We start from the raw sequence: 17,731 nt of genomic DNA, 5'->3' as shown, positions 1-17,731 counted from the left end.
ATCCGTGCCGTCTGATCGCATCAACGACCATTTTGGTTCCCCACCAACGGCGCCAGGGGGTGAACCGCACGGGCATTGAGCTGGAAACCGTTCAGGCCGGGCGCGGCCAGCGACCAGCGCAGCGGCTGCGCGATCGGGATGAACGGAGCGATCGCGGCAAGCCGCTGCTCGACCTCGGCGATAAGATGCGCACGCCGCGCGGGATCGGTTGCCGACCGCGCGAGATCGAAGACCTGGTCGGCCTCCTCGCTGCAGGGGAGCCCTTGGGTGCAGAGGAAATGGGCGAGATACCAGTCGGCTTGGTCGGCGACGGCGACCTCGTCGATCAGGCGCAGGTCGGCGGCAGCGCGCGGACCGACCCGCTCGGCGTCGACGCCGATCATCCGCCATTGCCGACGGATCGCCGTGAACAGGATGGCGGAGCCGGGCCCCTCGGGCATGGCGACGGCGATCCGCACCGGCTCGTCGCCGCCATGCTGGCTCCGCCAGATGCCGACGATCCGCCGTGCCGTCTGGACCCGCGCCTCGAAGGCTTGCCGATCCGATCCGCGGACATTGGCGAAGGCCTGGGCCCAGAAGGGACGGCTCGGTTCGGCGAGGTCTGTGAGGCCGGGCGGCAGGATCGCCTGGGTCGGCCGCCAGCCGCTCGCTCCGAGCGCGGACCCCAGCGCCTCGCGGTCGAGCGACATGGACAGAGCCTGGCGGATTTCCGCCGCCATCATCGCCGGGCTCGGCCGTGCGACCCGGAAGCCGAACAGCCCGTTGGCGGGATCGATCTGCACGCTGCGCGGCGGAATGCCGGCCAGCCGGATGTAGATATAATCGTTATAGCCGCCGCCGGTGACGAGCTGGCTGTCGCCCCGGGCGAAGCGCGCGACCGCCAGAGCCGCCCGCTCTCCGCGCAGATGGATGCGGCGGCGGGCGAAGGCCTTCACCCGCTCGTCCTCGATATTACCGTCGCCGGGTTTGGGTCGCAGCGTGGTGAGCCGTCCGACCGAGCCGTCGACGAGCAGCGGGCCGGTGCCGCCGCCGGCGGGCAGCGCATAGGCGGGACCGGCCAGCAGCGCCAGCAGTTCGGGCCGGGGCGCCGACAGGCGGATTTCGATGACCTCGGGGGTCACCGCCACGATCTCGCGCACCGCGTCGATCCGAACGCCGGGCGCCGCTTCGTGATAGCGGCGGATGAGGCGGCGGAGCTGAGCGGCGACCCGGTCGGCCTCGGCGAGCTCCCGGTCGAGCCGGAAGGTATAATAGAGCCCGTCGTCGGAGATCGCCCAGCGGATCGCGAGGCCGGGTTCGACCTGCGCGGCCGCGTCGAGCCGTACCAGACCCTGCGCGACAGCGCCGAGCAGCGCGGCATCGGCCTGGCGCGGAAGGACCGAGGCCGGATCGCGCATTCGCGTCTCGCGCCCGATCACGCTGACCGCGACCTGTCCGCCGCCATCGCCGCCGCCGCAGCCGGTGAGCAGCAGCGCGGTGGAAAGCGCGATCAGGGTGGGCCGTATCATTTCAGGCTCAACGTCCAACTCGGGTGGGTGTTCGAGGCATTGTCGTGCCAGCCCGCGACCCTCGGGGCAACCAGCGCGCGGCTGACATAATGATAAAGCGGGATCAGCGGCGCATCCTCGACCAGGATCGCCTCGGCCACGCGCATGGCCCGGGCGCGGCCAGCAGGGTCGGCGGTCGCCATCGCCCGGTCGAGCGCGCGGTCGAAGGCGGGGCTGGCATAGCCCGAATAATTGATCGTTCCCGCGTCCGACCGATGGACGGCCAGATAGTTCTCGGGCGCCGCCACGTCGCCGATCCAGCCCGAGCGCGCGAAGGCGAAGTCGCGGCGCCGCAGGCTGGCGAAATGCAGCGAGGATTCGCTGTTGAGCAGATGCGCCTCGACCCCCAGCGGCCGCCACATCGCCGCCAGCGCCACCGCGACCCGGCGATGATCGGCATCGCTGTTGAAGCGAATGTCGAAGCCGAGCGGGCGACGGGGACCGTAGCCGGCGTCAGCGAGCAGCCGTCGCGCCGCCGCCAGCCTCTTCTCCTTGCGCCACGCCGCCCAGGCCGGGCGATAGGCGCCGGGCTCGCCCGCAACCGCCGGCGGAACCACGCCCCAGGCCGGCCGGGTTCCCAGCCCGATCAGCGCTTCGGCGATCCACGGCCGGTCGACCGCCAGCGACAGGGCGCGGCGGATGCGGACGTCGTCGAAGGGAGGACGGGTGGTGTTGAAGGCAAAATAATAGCTGCCGTTGAACGGGGCGACATGCGCGGTGCCCGGCCGCTGCGCCCCGATCCAGGCGGCGCGGGTCGGCGGAAAGTCGCTGGCCACGTCGGCTTCTCCCGCGACGAAGCTGCGCAGCGCGGTCAGCCGGTCGGTGACCGGGCGCCATTCGACCCCGGCGATCGGCGCCTTGCCGCCATGCCAGCGGGGATTGCGATCGAGCCGCAGCCGTTCGTTGAGACGCCACTCCACGAGCCGATAGGGGCCCGAGGTCACCAGCGGCCGCTCGGCCGTCCATCCGTCGCCGGCCCGGGCGATCCGGTGCATCGGCAGCGCCGCCAGCGAAGGCAGCGCGAGCAGCTGCGGCAGCGACGGCATCGGGGCGCGCAGCCGGACGACGGCCGTCCGCCCTTCGACGTCGATCCGGTCGATGTCGGCGAACAGGGCGGCATTGGGGGAGGCGGTCGCCGCGTCCCGCAGCCGTGCGAAGACATGGACGAAGACGGCTGCGGTGATCGGCGTTCCGTCCGAGAAGCGCAGATCGGGGCGTAGCGGAAAACGCCACAGGAGTCCGTTCGGAGAGACGGTCCAGCCGCTCGCGAGGCCGGGTTCGGCGCGGCCCTCGCCGTTCATCCGGGTCAGCCCCTCGAACTGGTCCTGGCCGATGCGGATCGTCGCGAGGTCCGAGGATTTCTGCGGATCGAGCGTCTTCACCTCGTCATCCGCGAGCCGGATCAGCCGATCCCGCGGCAGCGGTGCGCGCGGCCCGTCATGGCAGGCGGCCAGCAGCAGGAGCAGGGGAAGGAGCAGGCGATGCATCGGTAACGCGATGTGGCCCGATAGGGCCGTATGGCTCAACCCCTTTTCCCGGCATCCCAGCGAAAGCCGGGATATCCCCGTCCTTTCGCCTTCGAGAAAGGGAGAGCCGGCTTTCGCCGGGGTCGCGGCAGATTACTGCGCTGGCGAGCGGGGCGGGGATTTGCCACATTGGCATCATGTACCTGCTCAAGATAGTCGCCGCTGCCGCGATCTTCATCGGCACCCCGGCCTTTGCCAACCCCGTCGACGACCGCTTCGACGCGCTGAGCGCGAAGGAATGGGCCTGGCGACAGCAGAGCTTCCAGAGCGAGGAGTCGAACAAGGGCGGCATCCCCAGGCATCTTCCGGATGAAAGCCCGAGCAGCCAGCAGGCTCGGCTCGCCACCTGGACCGAGACGCTGAAAGCGCTCGACGCGATCCGACCCGCCGACCTCTCGCCGGACAAGCAGGAGGATTACGGCGTCTACCGCGCGCAGATCGAGACGCTGCTCGACGCCCAGCGTTTCCGCGATTTCGAGAAGCCGCTCAACTCTGACAGCAGCTTCTGGGCCGATCTCGGCTATTATGCGCGCCAGCCGATCCGGAGCGAGGCGGATGCCCGCGCGATGCTGTCGATGATGGCCGACATTCCGCGCTATTTCGCGCAGAACGCCGCCAATATGCGCGCCGGGCTCAAGCGCGGCTTCACGCCGCCGAAGATCATCATGGCCGGGCGGGAACAATCGATCGCGATGATCGCCGAGGCGAAATCCCCGCGCGATACGCTGTGGTTCGAGCCGTTCGAGGCGCTCCCCGCCACGATCCCGGCGGCGCGCCGGGAAGAGCTTCGCGCCGAGGCCGAGGTGCTGATCCGCGATCGGATCATCCCCGCTTATGCCGAACTGCTCGCCTTCATGCGCAAGGACTATCTGCCGCGCCTGCGCGAAGGACTGGCTGCCGAGGGGTGGCCTGACGGCAAGGCCTATTATCGCGCCCAGATCCGCGCCTACACGACGCTCGACCTGCCGCCTGAGGAGATCCACCGCATCGGCCTCGCCGAGGTCGCGAAGATCCGCGCCCAGATGGACGCGATCATGAAGGAGGTGAAGTTCGCGGGCGATTTCCCCGCCTTCCTCCGCTTCCTGCGCACCGACCCGCAATTTTACGTGAAGACGCCGCAGCAGTTGCTCGATCGAGCCGCCTGGACCGCGAAGCGCTTCGACGGGCGCGCGGCCCAATGGTTCGGCCGCATGCCACGCGGCCGCTTCGGGATCGTGCCGGTCCCAGACGACATCGCGCCCTATTATACCGCCGGGCGGGGCGGACCGGACCGTTATCTACTCAACACCTACGACCTGCCGTCGCGCCCGCTGTTCCAGTTGACCGCACTGACCCTCCACGAGTCGGCGCCTGGCCATAGCTGGCAAACCTCGATGGCGGCCGAGAATGAGGACCGGCCCGACTGGCGGCGCTACACCTACGTCTCTGCCTATGGCGAAGGCTGGGCGCTCTATTGCGAGAAGCTGGGCGTCGAGATGGGGATGTACGACACGCCCTATGAGCGGTTCGGCATGCTCAGCTACCAGATGTGGCGCGCCGCCCGGCTGGTGATCGACACGGGCATCCACAGCAAGGGCTGGACCCGCGAGCAAGGGATCGCCTTTCTCAAGGACAACAGCGCGCTCAGCGAGCATGAGATCGCGACCGAGGTCGATCGCTATATCGGCTGGCCGGGGCAGGCGCTGTCCTATTACCTCGGGCAGCTCCAGATCGAGAAGGAGCGCGTCCGTGCCGAGGCCGCACTGGGCGGCAGGTTCGACATCCGTGCCTTCCACGACATGATCCTGTCGCTGGGTTCGGTGCCGCTACCGGTCGTCGCCACGCGCACCGACCGCTTCATCGCGGAGGGCGGCAAGGGGCCGTGGCCCTTGCCGAACTGACGACAGGAAGCACCGCCGGGACGGCCCGGCCCAAAAATCCGCCGAAATCCCCAAGTGGTCGCGCGCCGTTCAGGCGGATCATGGTAGCGGAGCACCGTTTTCGAAGCGGAGGAATGATGAAGCGCATCATCTGGGCAACGGTGGCAATGGCTGCGGGCAGCCCCGCGGTGGCGGCACCCCTTCCCGACGCGGTGCGGGCGATGATCGAGGCGGCGCTGGCGAGCGACGAACCGCAGACCATCGCCGCTGTGGTCGCGATCGCCAGGCGGACCAACCCGGAGAGCGCCGCCGAGATCGACGCCATGACCGCCGACCATGACCGGGAGCTTGCCGCCAAGGCAAAGGCGAACGCCGATGCCGAGCGCGAGCGGCTCGCCTCGGCGGGCCTTTTCTCGCTGTGGACGGGGCAGTTCGAGCTCGGCGGTAGCTGGTCGACCGGCAACTCGCGGACGCTGGGCCTTTATGGCGGGGCGAAGCTGAAGCGTTCCGGCCTGGACTGGCAGCATGATATGTCGTTGCGGATCGACTATCAGGAAACCGATGGCCAGCCCACCACCGAGCGTGCCGTCGCTGCCTGGCAGCCGCGCTACAAGATCAGCCCCAGCTATTATGCGTTCGGCCTCACCCAATATGAGCATGACCGCTTCCTCGGCTACGAGCACCGGCTGACGGCCGGTCTTGGCCTGGGTGTCGTGGCGGTCAACACGCCGAGGATGCGGCTCGAATTCGATGCCGGCCCCGCTTTCCGATATACGAGCTTCTACGACGGCGGGCCAGACGAGCAGCGGATCGCCGGACGCGGCGGCCTCAACCTGAAGTGGACGCCCTGGACACGAGTCACGCTGGCCCAGGAGCTGGCGGTCTACGTCCAGAAGGACAATACCACCGCGGCCTCGACCACCTCGATCGAGACGCTGCTGTTCGGCCCGCTCAAGGGGCGGCTGTCCTATAACGTCCAGTATGAACGCGATGCGCCGCCCGACCAGAAGCGGACCGATACCGTGTCTCGCGCCTCGCTGGTCTACAGCTTCTGAGCGTCAGCCCCGGTGCCAGTCGCGCGGCAGGCGCCACGCGGCGAGCAGCAGGAAGGCCGTCGCGAGGACGTAGAAGCCGGTGCCCGACAGGATCGCGTAGCGCAGCGCCTCGTCGCCATATCGGACCTTGAGATGATCGGAGATCCAGCCGATCGCCGGGGTGCCGATGCCGATGCCGATCAGGTTGTTGACGAACAGGAAGATCGCCGAGGTGGTCGAGCGCATCGGCGCGGGCACCACCGCCTGGACCGCGGCGATGACCGGACCGAGCCAGACGAGGCCGAGCGCTGTGGGAACGAGCAGCAGCAGCAGGCTGGCGACCAGGGAATGGGCCGAGATGCCGAGCGCGTAGAAGGGGATGGTGCCGACGAAGGCCAGCGCCGGGACGAGCGCGTAATAGCCCTTCGAGCGCGTGGCCAGCCGGTCCGACAGGGCGCCGCCGATCCAGATGCCGGCGAGTCCGGCGACGAGCAGGATCGCGCCATAGCCCAGCGAAGCGTCGAGCAGGCTGATGCCGAAGCTGCGGACGAAGAAGCTCGGGAGCCAGAAGAACAGCCCATAGCCCATCATCGACGAACAGGCCGCGCCGAGGCTGAGCAGCCAGAAGCTCGGCTTGGCCAGCAGGGTGGCGAGGACGGTGCGCAGGCTGACGGCTTGGGCCGTGACGGGCCTGTCGCCGCGCGGATCGCGGACATATTTGCGGAAGACGGGCGCGAGCAGCAGGCCGAGCGCGCCGACGATGAAGAAGGCCGACCGCCAGTCGATCAAGGTGGCGATGACCCCGCCGAAGACGATGCCGGTGGCGCTGCCGATCGGGATGCCGAACGAATAGAGCGCCAGCGCCCGCGCGCGCCTTTCGGGTGGGAAGATGTCGGCGATCAGCGTGTAGGCGGGCGCCACGCCGCCCGCCTCGCCGACGCCGACGCCGAGCCGGCAGGCGAAAAGCTGCCAGAAATTCTGGGCCAAGCCGCACAGCGCGGTCATCAGGCTCCACACCGCGAGCGCGGCGGTCATGATCTTCGAACGGTCGCGGCGGTCGGCCAGCATCGCGATCGGGATCCCGAGCCCGGTGTAGAACAGCGCGAAGGCGAGTCCGCCCATCAGGCCGAGCTGCGCGTCGCTGAGCTGGAGGTCCGTCTTGATCGGCACAGCGAGGATGCCGATGATCTGCCGGTCGATGAAGTTGAGCGTATAGGCGATCAGCAGCATCGCCATCATCAGGGCAGGCGAGGCGGCTTTCGCCGCCCCGCCTCCCGAAGCCGCGCGGGTCGCGGTCAGAACCTTACCTCGCCGGTGACGGTGAAGGTGCGCGGCGGGCCGTAGAAGCCGATCACCGAATTGCCGGTCAGCGCGCCCGGGAAGTTGTAGCCGCCGACCCGGTATTTGCGGTCGAACAGGTTGCGGCCATGGCCCGCCAGCGAGAAGCGCTTGTCGGGCGAGGTCCAGACGATCGACAGGTCGACCAGCTGATAGGACTTCTGGTCGAGCACGGGGTTCGGCACCTCGAACAGCGAATAAGCGCTGCGGTAGGAGAGCGCCGGGGTGACGGTGACCCGGCCCAGCCCGTCGAAATCATGGCCGAGCGTCGCGGAGACGTTGGCGGTGTATTTCGGCGTGTTCTGGAAGACCCGCTCGTCGGCGAAGTCGCGGATCTGGAGCGTCGCCGGATCGAGGGTCAGGAATTCCTTGAACTTGGCGTTGGTATAGCCGACCGACGCCTGAACCTGGAAGTTGCGGTCGGGCACGGCGCGCAGCTCGAGTTCCCAGCCGTAGATGCGCGACTTGCCGACATTGTCGACCGAGGAGACGACCGTGGCGCCCGACAGGAACTGGGTCGTGACCTGCTGGTCCTTGTAGTCGGAGTAGAAGCCCGCGACGTTGACGAACAGGGTGCGGTCGAGGAAGGCGCCCTTCATGCCGGCCTCATAGGCGGTGACGGTCTCGGGCTTGTAGCCGTCGACGGTGCCCGGGGTGAAGATGGCGTCGCCGCGCGGATCGAAGCCCCCCGACTTGTAGCCCTTCGACCAGGACGCATAGAGGTTGATGTCCTCCACCGGCTTGTAGCTGAGCGACAGGCGAGGCGTGAACTTCTTGTCGGTGCGGCTGTTGGTGTAATCGGTACGGATACGGAACGGAACCGCCGTCGGCCGGCCGAACAGCGGCGATCGCAGGCCGAGATAGTCGGCGCGGAACACGGTGCCCTCGCGCTTGTCGCTGGTGTAGCGGCCGCCGACCGACACGGAGAGCTGCTCGCTCACCTGCACCGAGACGTCGCCGAAGGCGGCATAGGACTTGGTGTCGACGTCGCCCGAGGTCAGTGTCGTCAGGTTCGCGTTGCCGATCACCGTGTCGAACGCGCCCGACGCCGAGCCGTTGAGATAATAGAGGCCGAACACACCCTGCACCCGGTCGCTCTGGAGCAGCGCCTGCAACTCCTGGGTGAACTGGTGGTCCTTGTAGAAGGACGGGATGTCGAGCACCGGACCCGGCGTGCCGTCGAAGTCGATGACCGTGTCGGTATAGCCCTTGCGATAGGCGGTGATCGACTTAAAGGTCAGCAGGTCCGACGCCTCATAGGCGATGGTGCCTGAAATGCCCTTGGTCACGACCTTGTTGTCGTCGCCCACGCCGGCGCGGGTGTCATAGACGTCGCCGATCGGCGCGAAATCGGGCAGGCCGCCATTGGGCAGCAGGCGGTAGCCGTGGCGCGGATTCGAATTGTCGCGGGTCTCGTCGGCCGCGACTCGGATCGAAAGCTGGTCGCTCGGCGTCCATTCGGCCGAGATCCGGCCCGCGAGCACGTCCTTGTTGTAATGCTCGGCGCCGGTGAACAGGTTCTTGCCGAAGCCGTCGCGCTTGTAATAGGCGACCGCGCCGCCGATCGAGAAGGTCTCGGTCACCGGCACCGTCACCGATGCGACGATCTCGCGCTGGTTGTAGCTGCCATAGGAAGCGCGGACTTTTGCCTCGAAATCATGACCCAGCGGGCGGGTGACATATTTGATCGCGCCGCCGATCGTGTTTCGGCCGTAGAGCGTGCCCTGCGGGCCGCGCAGCACCTCGACCCGATCGATGTCGAAGATGTCGAGCACCGCGCCCTGCGGACGGGCGATATAAACGTCGTCTACATAGAGGCCGACGCCGGGCTCGAAACCCCATACCGGGTCCTGCTGACCGATGCCGCGGATGAACGCGATCAGCGTGCTGTTCGAACCGCGCGCGACCTGCAGGGTCAGGTTGGGGGTCTTGTCCTGCAGGGCGGTGATGTCGACCGCGCCCTGCCGCGCCAGCGCGTCGCCGCTGATCGCCGAGACCGAGATCGGCACGTCGATAAGGCTTTCCTCGCGACGCCGCGCGGTGACGACGATCTCGCTCGTGTCGGCGACCTCGTCTTCGGCGGCGGGGGTGCCGGCGGTCTGGGCGGAGCCGGCCTGCGGCAGCGCGAAGCCGGTGAGGGCGGTAGCGGCGGCGAGGAGCCGCAGGGCCTTGGTCCTCTTGATCATGATGGTCTCCCTTTTCATTTGTTGTCGTTCAAGAAAGCGCGGACGTCCGCGATGCTGGCGGCCGCGGCCTCCTCCTGCGGGGCGTGGCCGACATCGTCGTAGATGATGAGCTTCGAGCCCTTGATCGCAGCGGCGAGTTCGCTGGCCTGCGCCACCGGGATCACCTTGTCGGCCCGGCCCCAGAGGATGAGGGTCGGTGCCGTGATCCTCTCCAGGGCGGGGCGCGGATCGGGCAGGGTGAACTGTTCGAGATGGGCGACCAACGCGGGGCCGTTGCGGGAGATCATCGCCCGCATCAACGCCAGCCGATCCGCGCTCAGCCGCTCGGGATGGGCGAAGATCGTGCCGGCCGAGAAAGCGACTGCGGCCGGCTTGGGATCGAGCAGATAGCCGCGCATCATGTCGGGCACCGGCACCGGCTTCTCGGTCACGCCGTTGATCGAATAGGCTGCGCTGTCGACCAGGATCAGCCGGTCGACCCGGCGCGGATGGGCGACCGCGAAATTCCAGGCGACGAGCCCGCCGAAGCTGTTGCCGGCAATGGTCGCCCGGGCGATGCCCAGCCTGTCCATCAGCCCGCCCAGCTGTCGCACCCGTTCCGCCGTGCCATATCGGCCGTGCGGATCTGGACCGCTCAAACCGTGTCCGGCGAGGTCGTAGCGGATCACCCGGTGGTCGCGGGCGAGGTCGGCCGCCCAGCCGTCCCAGCTTTCGAGGCTGAAGGTGAAGCCGTGGATCAGGACGATCGGCGGCGCCGAGCGCGGCCCTTCCTCACGAATCCGGAACCGCAAGCCCTCGACGGTCACGAAACGGTCCGCCGCCACGGGGGATCGTGACGCGGCGGCGGCGGCATCGGCCGATGCCGCCGATGAGAGGGCGGGCACCGTCGCGGCGAGAATCGCAGTCAGGATAAGGCGATGGCGAACCATCAGGCGTTCCACTCCCTGTCATGCCGCGTTCCGGCGCGGCCTTTGTCGGTCTCAAGGATAGGGGGCGGGCTTGCGCTGTCGATGACGGTTCGGATCAGATTCGATGGGACAAATTCGCTCAGTGTGTCCCGCGACGATAGTCCCCCGGCGCCACGCCGTTCCACTGGCGGAAAGCGCGCGCGAAGCTGCGTCCATCCGAAAAGCCAAGGTTTTCGGCAATGTCGGCGATGCTGCTCCCATCCTCCAGCGCGGCGCGGGCGATGCTGTTGAGATAGCCGGCGCGCACGTCGCGGAAGGCGAGCCCGGCCTCGGTCAGCCGGCGGCGCAGCGAGGCGACGCTCATTCCCAGCGCGGCGGCGATCTCGGCCTGGTCGAGACGTCCGCCGGCGAGCTCGCGTTCCACCCGGCCGACGATCCCCTGCGCGCCGGGAAAAACCGGCTCGATCCGGTCGAGCATGTCGGCCACGCCGCCATAGATGGTGCGCGCGGACAGCACAGGGCTGTGCGCCGGAGCAACGCCGACATTCTCCAGCGACGCGTCGTAGTCGAGCCCGAACAGCCCGGCCGACGCTCTCACCGGCACCGCGAGAAAGGCGAGATGGCCGCGGTCGGCGGCGGGACCGCGCGTACGCACCGAGCGCAGCGGGATCGGCGCGCCACCCGGCGACAGCGACAGCAGCAGGACATGGACATAGACGAGCAGGCATTCGAGCGAGAGCAGCACGAAGGCGTCCTCTGGGTCGAAGGCATAAGGGAAGTCGGCGTCGTCGATCGCATAGCTGATCGTGCCGCCACGCCGCAGCACCTGGTTGTAGCGGTGGCCGTGGATGATGTTGTAGCTGTTCGCCAGCACCTCCATCACCTCGGCCATCGTCGTGCAGCCACGCAACCGCGCCTGCACCAGCTCGGAGGTTCCGACCATCAGCGGGCGCAGCGAGACATGGCAGCTCTCGTCGCCGCCGAGCAGCGCCATCTGCTCGCAGATACGGAAATAATCGGACAGCCGCACCGGCGCGTCTCCCCGTCCGTCGAAAAGGTCGACGGGCAAACCCGCCCGCCGCAGGACGTGCGCCGGCACCAGTCCCGACGCTTCCATGACGCCGAGCAGCGGCCGGACCGCGTCGACGGTCAGGGACGGTGCGCCGTCGCCGGTCGGCGGCGGGGAAAGGGCGGCAAGACTCATATGCGCGATTCTGTCCCCCCGCCGGCCGGCAATCAAGGCCGCGCAAGTACGGGGGGCTTAGGCAGCGATCGCCGATCGAAGCGCCTGGGCGAGCGTGCTGGGGGAGAAAGGCTTGCGCAGCACGATCGCGCGATCGCCCAGCACGGCGTCGATGGCGTCCGACTGGGCGAAGCCCGTGGCGAAGACGATGCGAAGATCGGGATTGCGCGCCAGCGCGGCGCGAGCGACCTCCGCTCCGTTCATACCGGGCATGGCAAAATCGAGCAGCAGCGCCGTCGGATTTTCCTGCTCGATCATGACCAGGGCCCGCTCGCCATTCTCAGCCGTCAGGACCGTGCAGCCGAGGTCGGCGAGCATCTCGGCGACCACCTCGCGCACGATCGGCTCGTCGTCGACGACCAGGATCTTCAAACCGACGATCGTCGTGACATCCGCCGGTGCCGCCTGTCGGGGCGATGCCTTGACGGCGAGGGCGCCCTTGGCGGTGCGCAGGAAGATCGTCACCTCGCTGCCCTTGCCGGGCAGCGATTCGATCGTGACGGTGCCGCCGCTCTGCCGCGCCATGCCGAACACCATGCTCAGCCCGAGTCCCGATCCGCGGCCCACCGGTTTGGTGGTGAAGAAGGGTTCGAACGCCCGCGCCAGCACCTCGGCCGTCATGCCGACCCCGGTGTCGGTGACGCTGATGCCGACATAATCGCCATCCTCCACATCTTCCCGGCCTTCCAGCCGCTGCCGCCGGAGCGTGATCGTCAGCTTGCCGCCGTCGGGCATCGCGTCGCGCGCGTTGATCGCGAGGTTGAGCAGCGCGAGCTCGAGCTGGACCGGATCGGCCAGCACGGCATCCGGTGCGTCGTCGATGTCGAAGTCCAGCACGATCGCTGGCTCGATCGTCCGAGTGAGCAGTTCCTTCAATCCGGCCAATATTTCGTCGATCCGTGTCGGCCGCAACTCGATCCGCTGGATGCGCGAGAAGGACAGGAGCTGGCTGGTCAGGCGCCGGCCGCGTTCGACCGCCGAGATCGCCGCGCCGCAGAGATGCTGGATGCGTTCGTCGCCGCCGGTTCGGGCCTGGATCAGGTCTAGGCTGCCCGACACGACCTGCAGCAGATTGTTGAAGTCATGCGCGATGCCGCCCGTCAACTGGCCCATCGCTTCCATCTTGCGGGCCTGAACGAGCGCGGCCTCGGTCTTCTCGCGCTCGACGATCTCGGCGCGCAGCGCCATGTTGGCCTCACGCAGGCGGGTGGGCGAGGGCAGGGCGATCGCCTTGGGCAACAGCGGCCAGAGGATGATCGCAGTCAGCAGCGAGACGCAGGCGGTGACCGCCTTTATCGCCGCCTCGAACGCATAGGCGCCGTTCCACAGGTTCCACAACGCCGCGACATGGGTCAGGCCGCAGGCAGTGATGAACAGTGCGAACAGCCAGAAGATGCCGCCGAAGGCGACGTCGCGGCGCCTGCGGACGAAGGTGACCAGCGCGATTGGGATCGAGAAATAGGCGAGGGCGATCACCCCGTCGGAAACCGCCATCGTCCAGACCAGCCAAGGGTCCCACAGCAGGCAGTAGCCATGTGGTGCATAGCTGTCGCCGATGAATTCGCGGATCATTTCGAACATCAGCTGCCCCCCCTGCAGTTGCGTGCCGTCCGCTGGTAGACGATGCGCGGATCGCCCGGAAGCGGGAACCGGCATGTCGCGAGTCCTGGTGGATTTCAATGCTGACATATCCCGTTGGAAAAGCCGGCTATGAGCCGGTTCGTGATGATTCGATCCGGGGGAAGACAGGTGCGTTCGAGGGGGGTGTCGGAGACCGGTCTGGCCGCGCTGATCGTTGCTCTGTGCATGAGCGCGCCTGCCGTCGCCCAAGATCGCGCGGACGCCGAGCAGCTTCAGGACGAGGCCGATTACGAAGATCCCAACTCGATCCTCGTGAACGGCGAGACCCAGCGCCAGCGTGGCGCCGTTGTCGGCGACATAGCGCCGATCCAGCAATATAATAGCGGCGACATCCGTGCACTGGGCGTCAGTTCGGTCGCCGAACTGCTCGAGGAACTGGCGCCGCAGACGCGCAGCGGGCAGGGCCGCGGCGGCGAACAGCCGGTCACCCTGCTCAACGGCCGCCGCATCTCGGGCTTCCGCGAAATCCGCGACATTCCCTCCGAGGCGATCGAGCGGGTCGACATCCTGCCCGAGGAGGTCGCGCTCAAATATGGCTACAGTGCCGCCCAGCGGGTGGTGAACATCGTCCTGCGCCGTCGCTTCCGTGCGATAACCGGCGAACTCGAAGGCGGCATCGCGACGCGCGGCGGTGGCGAGTCCGGCGAGGCCGAACTCACCTTCCTGCGCATCCGGCGCGACCAGCGGATCAACCTCAACATCGAATATCAGGCCGATGCCGCGATCACCGAAGCGGAACGCAACCTCATCTCGCGCAGCGGCCGTGCGTTCGATACGGCCGGCAACGTCACCGGCATCCCGAGCGGGGCAGAGATCGATCCCGCGCTAAGCGCGCTGGCCGGCGGGCCGGTGACGGTCGCGGGCGTCCCCGCGTCCGCAGCGGGCAGCGCGCCCATGCTCGCCGATTTCCTCGGCACCGCCAACCGCGCCAACAGCACCGACATCGGCCGCTACCGGACGATCCGGCCCGAAAGCCGGACGCTCGACGTCAACGGCGTCTATGCGCGCACCATCCTCGGCAATGTCTCGGCGACGCTCAACGCGACCCTCAACGCCACCGACAGCGATTCGCTGCGCGGCCTGCCGGGGGCCAGCCTGCGCCTGCCCGCCGCCAATCCCTATTCGCCCTTCGGGTCCGACGCGACGTTGCTGCGCTATCTGGGTGACGACCCGCTGACTCAGGGCACCAACGGCGTGACCGGCCATCTCGGCCTCACGCTCGACAAGGATCTCGCCAAATGGCGCATGTCGCTGACCGGCAATTTCGATCATTCGGTTACCAGGACGCGGACGGTACGCGGCTATGACGTCGGCGCGCTGCAGGCGGCGATCGACGCGGGCGACCTGTCGGTCAACCCGTTCGGCACGATTCCGGGGGCGCTGATCGACGACCGCCTGATCGATCGCGCGCGCGCGAAGTCCGACAGCGGCGACCTCCAACTCGTCGCCAACGGTCCGGTCGCCGAACTGCCGGCCGGGCCGCTCAGCGCCAGCTTCAAGGCGGGCCTCAGCGCGCTCGGGCTCGACGCGACCTCGTCGCGGTCCGGCATCGAGACGTCGAGCGATCTGTCGCGCACCGACATCAACGGCCGGGCGAGCTTCGACCTGCCGCTCACCAGCCGCAAGAACGACATCCTCGCGGCGATCGGCGACCTGTCGCTCAACCTCAACGCGGCGTTCGATCGCTATTCGGATTTCGGCGCCCTGGGCAGCTACGGCTATGGCGCCAACTGGAAACCCCGCGCCGGCATCGGCCTGATCTTCTCGATGGCCCAGGATCGCAATCCGCCTTCGGTGCAGCAGCTCGGCAACCCGGCCGTGCTGACCCCCGACGTCCGGACCTTCGACTATGTGCGCGGCGTCACCGTCGACATCACCCAGCTCGGCGGCGGCAATCCTGGCCTCGCGGCCGACCGGCGGCGGGTGATGAAGCTCGGCCTCACCCTGAAGCCGTTCGAGGAGGACGTCACCCTCACCGCCAACTATGTGAACAGCCGCATCCGCAATGCGATCGCGACCTTCCCCGAAGCGACTTCCGCGATCGAAGCGGCCTTTCCCGATCGGTTCACCCGCGACGCCGACGGCAACCTGCTGCGGATCGACGCGCGGTCGATCAACTTCGCACGGCAGGACAGCAGCGAGCTGCGCTGGGGCTTCACCTTCACCAAGCGCCTCAAGACGGCGCAGACGGTGATCGATGCGATGCGCAACAGCGCCACCGCCCGCCGCATCGCCGAGCAGCGCGCCGCCGCCATGGCAGCGCGCGAGGCGGGGCAGGGCGCGTCGGGGCAGGGCGGGGGCGGTTCCGGTAGACCGGGCGGTCCCGGCAGATTCCGGGGACCCGGCGCGGGCGGCCAGGGCGGGCGGCTGCAGCTCTCGGTATTCCACACCTGGCATCTCAAGGACGAGGTGCTGATTCGCCGCGGTCTGCCTGTGCTCGACCTGCTCAACGGCGACGTGATCGGATCGGGCGGCGGTACCTCGCGGCACGAGCTGGAGGCCCAGCTCACCTATTCGAACAACGGCCTCGGCGCGCGGATCACCGGCAGCTGGCGGAGCGGTACCAGCGTCGATGGTGGGGTCGGTTCGCCGACCGGCGACCTGCGCTTCTCGCCGCTGGCGCGGGCGAATGCGCGGCTGTTCGTCAATCTCGCCCAGATCCCGGCGCTGTTCGACAGCGGCTGGGCGCGGGGAGCCCGCGTCTCGTTCCGGATCGACAATCTCTTCGACGCGCGGCCCAAGGTGCGCGACGCGACCGGCGCGACGCCGCTGCGCTACCAGGCCGGCTATCTCGATCCTCTCGGCCGGGTGATCAGGATCGAGTTCCGCAAGCTGATCTTCTGATCGGGGTCAGGTCCCGCGGGGCGGCTTCAGTCCGCGGGGGCTGCCATCGCTTCGCGCTCGCCCGCCCAGGACAGTAGCGCGTCGAGCGCGGGACACAGGGCCTGCCCCCAGCCGGTCAGGCAATATTCGACCTTCGGCGGGACCTGGTGGTGGACGATCCGGCGCACGACGCCGTCCTTCTCCATCTGTCGCAATTGCTGGATCAGCATCTTCTGCGAAATGGCGGGGATCGCGCGTTCGAGATCGGAGAAGCGCAGCACCTGGCCGCCGAACAGGTGAAACAGGATCACCAGCTTCCACCGTCCCTCTAGGATGCGGAGCACCTGCTCAACGCCGTCCGCTGCGGAAACCGGCGTGAGATGGCTATTCTTACCTCCGGGTGTGTACCTTACCTTTTCGTGCGTTCTTGTCATATCGAAAGCATATCCCCACCCTCCTCCCCGATCAATCGACGCGGCGCTTTTCCACGCCTCGTCTGCTCTTGGAGGATCGTCATGTCAGTGGAATTGCCCGAGCCCGTCGCCGCCTATTTCGCGGCCGACAAGATCGATGGTGAAGCGGTCGCGCGATGCTTCACCGAGGATGCGGTCGTGAGGGACGAAGGGCGCACGCATGAGGGGGCGGCTGCGATCCGCCGCTGGAAAGACGAGACGTCGGCGGCGATCAGCTACATCAGCGAACCTCTCGCCGTGGACGAGCGGGACGGCTCGATCATCGTGACAGCCCATGTGACGGGGAGCTTTCCCGGAAGCCCGGTGGACCTGCGCTATTTCTTCACGCTCCGCGGCGATCGCATCGCGGCGCTGGCGGTGATCCCATGAGCGATCTTGCCCTGGCGGGCCGGAGGGCGCTGGTGACCGCCGGCACCAAGGGCATCGGCGCTGCCGTCGTGCAGGCTCTGGTCGGCGAAGGCGTGCGAGTGGTGGCCACGGCGCGCAACCTGCCCGACGAGCGGTTCGCCGGTGTCGATTATGTTGCGGCCGACCTCACGACGGCCGAGGGCTGCGCCACGGCAGCGAGAGCGGCGCTCACGCGGCTGGGCGGTATAGACATCATCGTCAACGTGCTGGGCGGCTCGCAGGCACCGGCCGGCGGTTTCGCGGTGCTTGACGACGCGCAGTGGACGAACGAGCTGGCGCTCAACCTTATGCCGGCGGTCCGGATAGACCGGGCGCTGCTGCCGGCGATGGTCGCGCAGGGGGCGGGCGTTATCATCCACCTCACCTCGATCCAGCACCGGCTGCCCTTGCCCGAAGCGACGACCGCCTACGCCGCCGCCAAGGCCGCGCTTTCGACCTACAGCAAGAGCCTGTCCAAGGAGGTGACGCCCAAGGGAGTCCGCGTCGTCCGCGTCGCGCCCGGCTGGGTCGAGACCGAGGCGGCGGTGGCGCTGGCGGAGCGCCTCGCCGCCGAGATGGGTACCGATTACGAGGGCGGCAAGCGGATCATCATGGACGCGCTCGGCGGGATTCCGCTGGGCCGCCCGGCCAAGCCGAAGGAGGTCGCGGATCTGATTGCGTTCCTCGTCTCGCCTCGGGCCGGTGCCATCAGCGGCACCGAATATCTCATCGACGGAGGCACCGTGCCGACCGCATGAGGGGCCGC

The 17,731-nt window shown here is 68.1% G+C and carries 13 protein-coding genes; 5 read left to right on the top strand and 8 right to left on the bottom strand.

All coding sequences use genetic code 11. From position 1 onward, the window contains the following. Positions 1-20: 20 nt before the first annotated feature. A complete protein-coding gene (locus ASE22_RS08965; protein WP_056357701.1) occupies positions 21-1,508 on the bottom strand; it encodes an ABC transporter substrate-binding protein in 1,488 nt (495 codons plus the stop codon). After that, positions 1,505-3,034: a peptide ABC transporter substrate-binding protein gene (locus tag ASE22_RS08960; protein ID WP_056357698.1), complete on the bottom strand. Its 1,530-nt coding sequence runs from the start codon at positions 3,032-3,034 to the stop codon at positions 1,505-1,507. Before ASE22_RS08960 ends, ASE22_RS08965 begins: the two co-directional genes overlap by 4 nt. Positions 3,035-3,210: 176 nt before the next feature. On the opposite strand from ASE22_RS08960, the gene ASE22_RS08955 reads away from it, so the two are divergent. Together ASE22_RS08955 and ASE22_RS08950 are read left to right on the top strand one after the other, a co-directional pair. Further along, a complete protein-coding gene (locus ASE22_RS08955; RefSeq protein ID WP_056357696.1) occupies positions 3,211-4,953 on the top strand; it encodes a DUF885 domain-containing protein in 1,743 nt (580 codons plus the stop codon). A 116-nt stretch (positions 4,954-5,069) separates the two neighbouring features. After that, positions 5,070-5,987 (top strand): DUF481 domain-containing protein, encoded by a 918-nt coding sequence (locus ASE22_RS08950; RefSeq protein WP_056358725.1) that lies wholly within the window; start codon positions 5,070-5,072, stop codon positions 5,985-5,987. A gap of 3 nt (positions 5,988-5,990) precedes the next feature. Here ASE22_RS08950 and ASE22_RS08945 read toward each other — a convergent pair whose 3' ends face one another. From ASE22_RS08945 to ASE22_RS08925, 5 genes are all read right to left on the bottom strand, one after another. Beyond that, positions 5,991-7,205 (bottom strand): spinster family MFS transporter, encoded by a 1,215-nt coding sequence (locus ASE22_RS08945; RefSeq protein WP_056357693.1) that lies wholly within the window; start codon positions 7,203-7,205, stop codon positions 5,991-5,993. A gap of 56 nt (positions 7,206-7,261) precedes the next feature. After that, complete coding sequence (locus ASE22_RS08940) at positions 7,262-9,490, bottom strand: TonB-dependent receptor (RefSeq protein WP_056358723.1); 2,229 nt, start codon at positions 9,488-9,490, stop codon at positions 7,262-7,264. Positions 9,491-9,504: 14 nt separating this feature from the next. Next, a complete protein-coding gene (locus ASE22_RS08935; RefSeq protein WP_056357690.1) occupies positions 9,505-10,419 on the bottom strand; it encodes an alpha/beta fold hydrolase in 915 nt (304 codons plus the stop codon). Between the two features lie 118 nt (positions 10,420-10,537). Then, positions 10,538-11,602, bottom strand: a complete 1,065-nt coding sequence (locus tag ASE22_RS08930; protein ID WP_056357686.1) for a helix-turn-helix transcriptional regulator — start codon at positions 11,600-11,602, stop codon at positions 10,538-10,540. 57 nt (positions 11,603-11,659) lie between these two features. Further along, a complete protein-coding gene (locus ASE22_RS08925; protein ID WP_056357683.1) occupies positions 11,660-13,222 on the bottom strand; it encodes an ATP-binding protein in 1,563 nt (520 codons plus the stop codon). A gap of 225 nt (positions 13,223-13,447) precedes the next feature. Here ASE22_RS08925 and ASE22_RS08920 point away from each other — a divergent pair, with 225 nt between their 5' ends. Further along, positions 13,448-16,126 carry a TonB-dependent receptor gene (locus tag ASE22_RS08920; RefSeq protein ID WP_235538151.1) on the top strand — a complete coding sequence of 893 codons (2,679 nt, stop codon included), beginning with the start codon at positions 13,448-13,450 and terminating at the stop codon, positions 16,124-16,126. 26 nt (positions 16,127-16,152) lie between these two features. Here ASE22_RS08920 and ASE22_RS08915 read toward each other — a convergent pair whose 3' ends face one another. Beyond that, a complete protein-coding gene (locus tag ASE22_RS08915) occupies positions 16,153-16,449 on the bottom strand; it encodes a winged helix-turn-helix transcriptional regulator (protein ID WP_235536234.1) in 297 nt (98 codons plus the stop codon). A 171-nt stretch (positions 16,450-16,620) separates the two neighbouring features. On the opposite strand from ASE22_RS08915, the gene ASE22_RS08910 reads away from it, so the two are divergent. Then, entirely contained in the window at positions 16,621-16,947 is a 327-nt protein-coding gene (locus tag ASE22_RS08910) for a nuclear transport factor 2 family protein (RefSeq protein ID WP_056357677.1), read from the top strand. Continuing rightward, a complete protein-coding gene (locus ASE22_RS08905; protein WP_056357675.1) occupies positions 16,944-17,723 on the top strand; it encodes an SDR family oxidoreductase in 780 nt (259 codons plus the stop codon). The genes ASE22_RS08910 and ASE22_RS08905 overlap by 4 nt, the downstream gene beginning before the upstream one ends. Positions 17,724-17,731 lie beyond the last annotated feature (8 nt).

Source organism: Sphingomonas sp. Root720 (genome assembly GCF_001428605.1).
Lineage (GTDB): Bacteria > Pseudomonadota > Alphaproteobacteria > Sphingomonadales > Sphingomonadaceae > Rhizorhabdus.
Note: the sequence above shows the minus strand (reverse complement) of the source record. Positions and strands in the feature narration are given on the sequence as shown.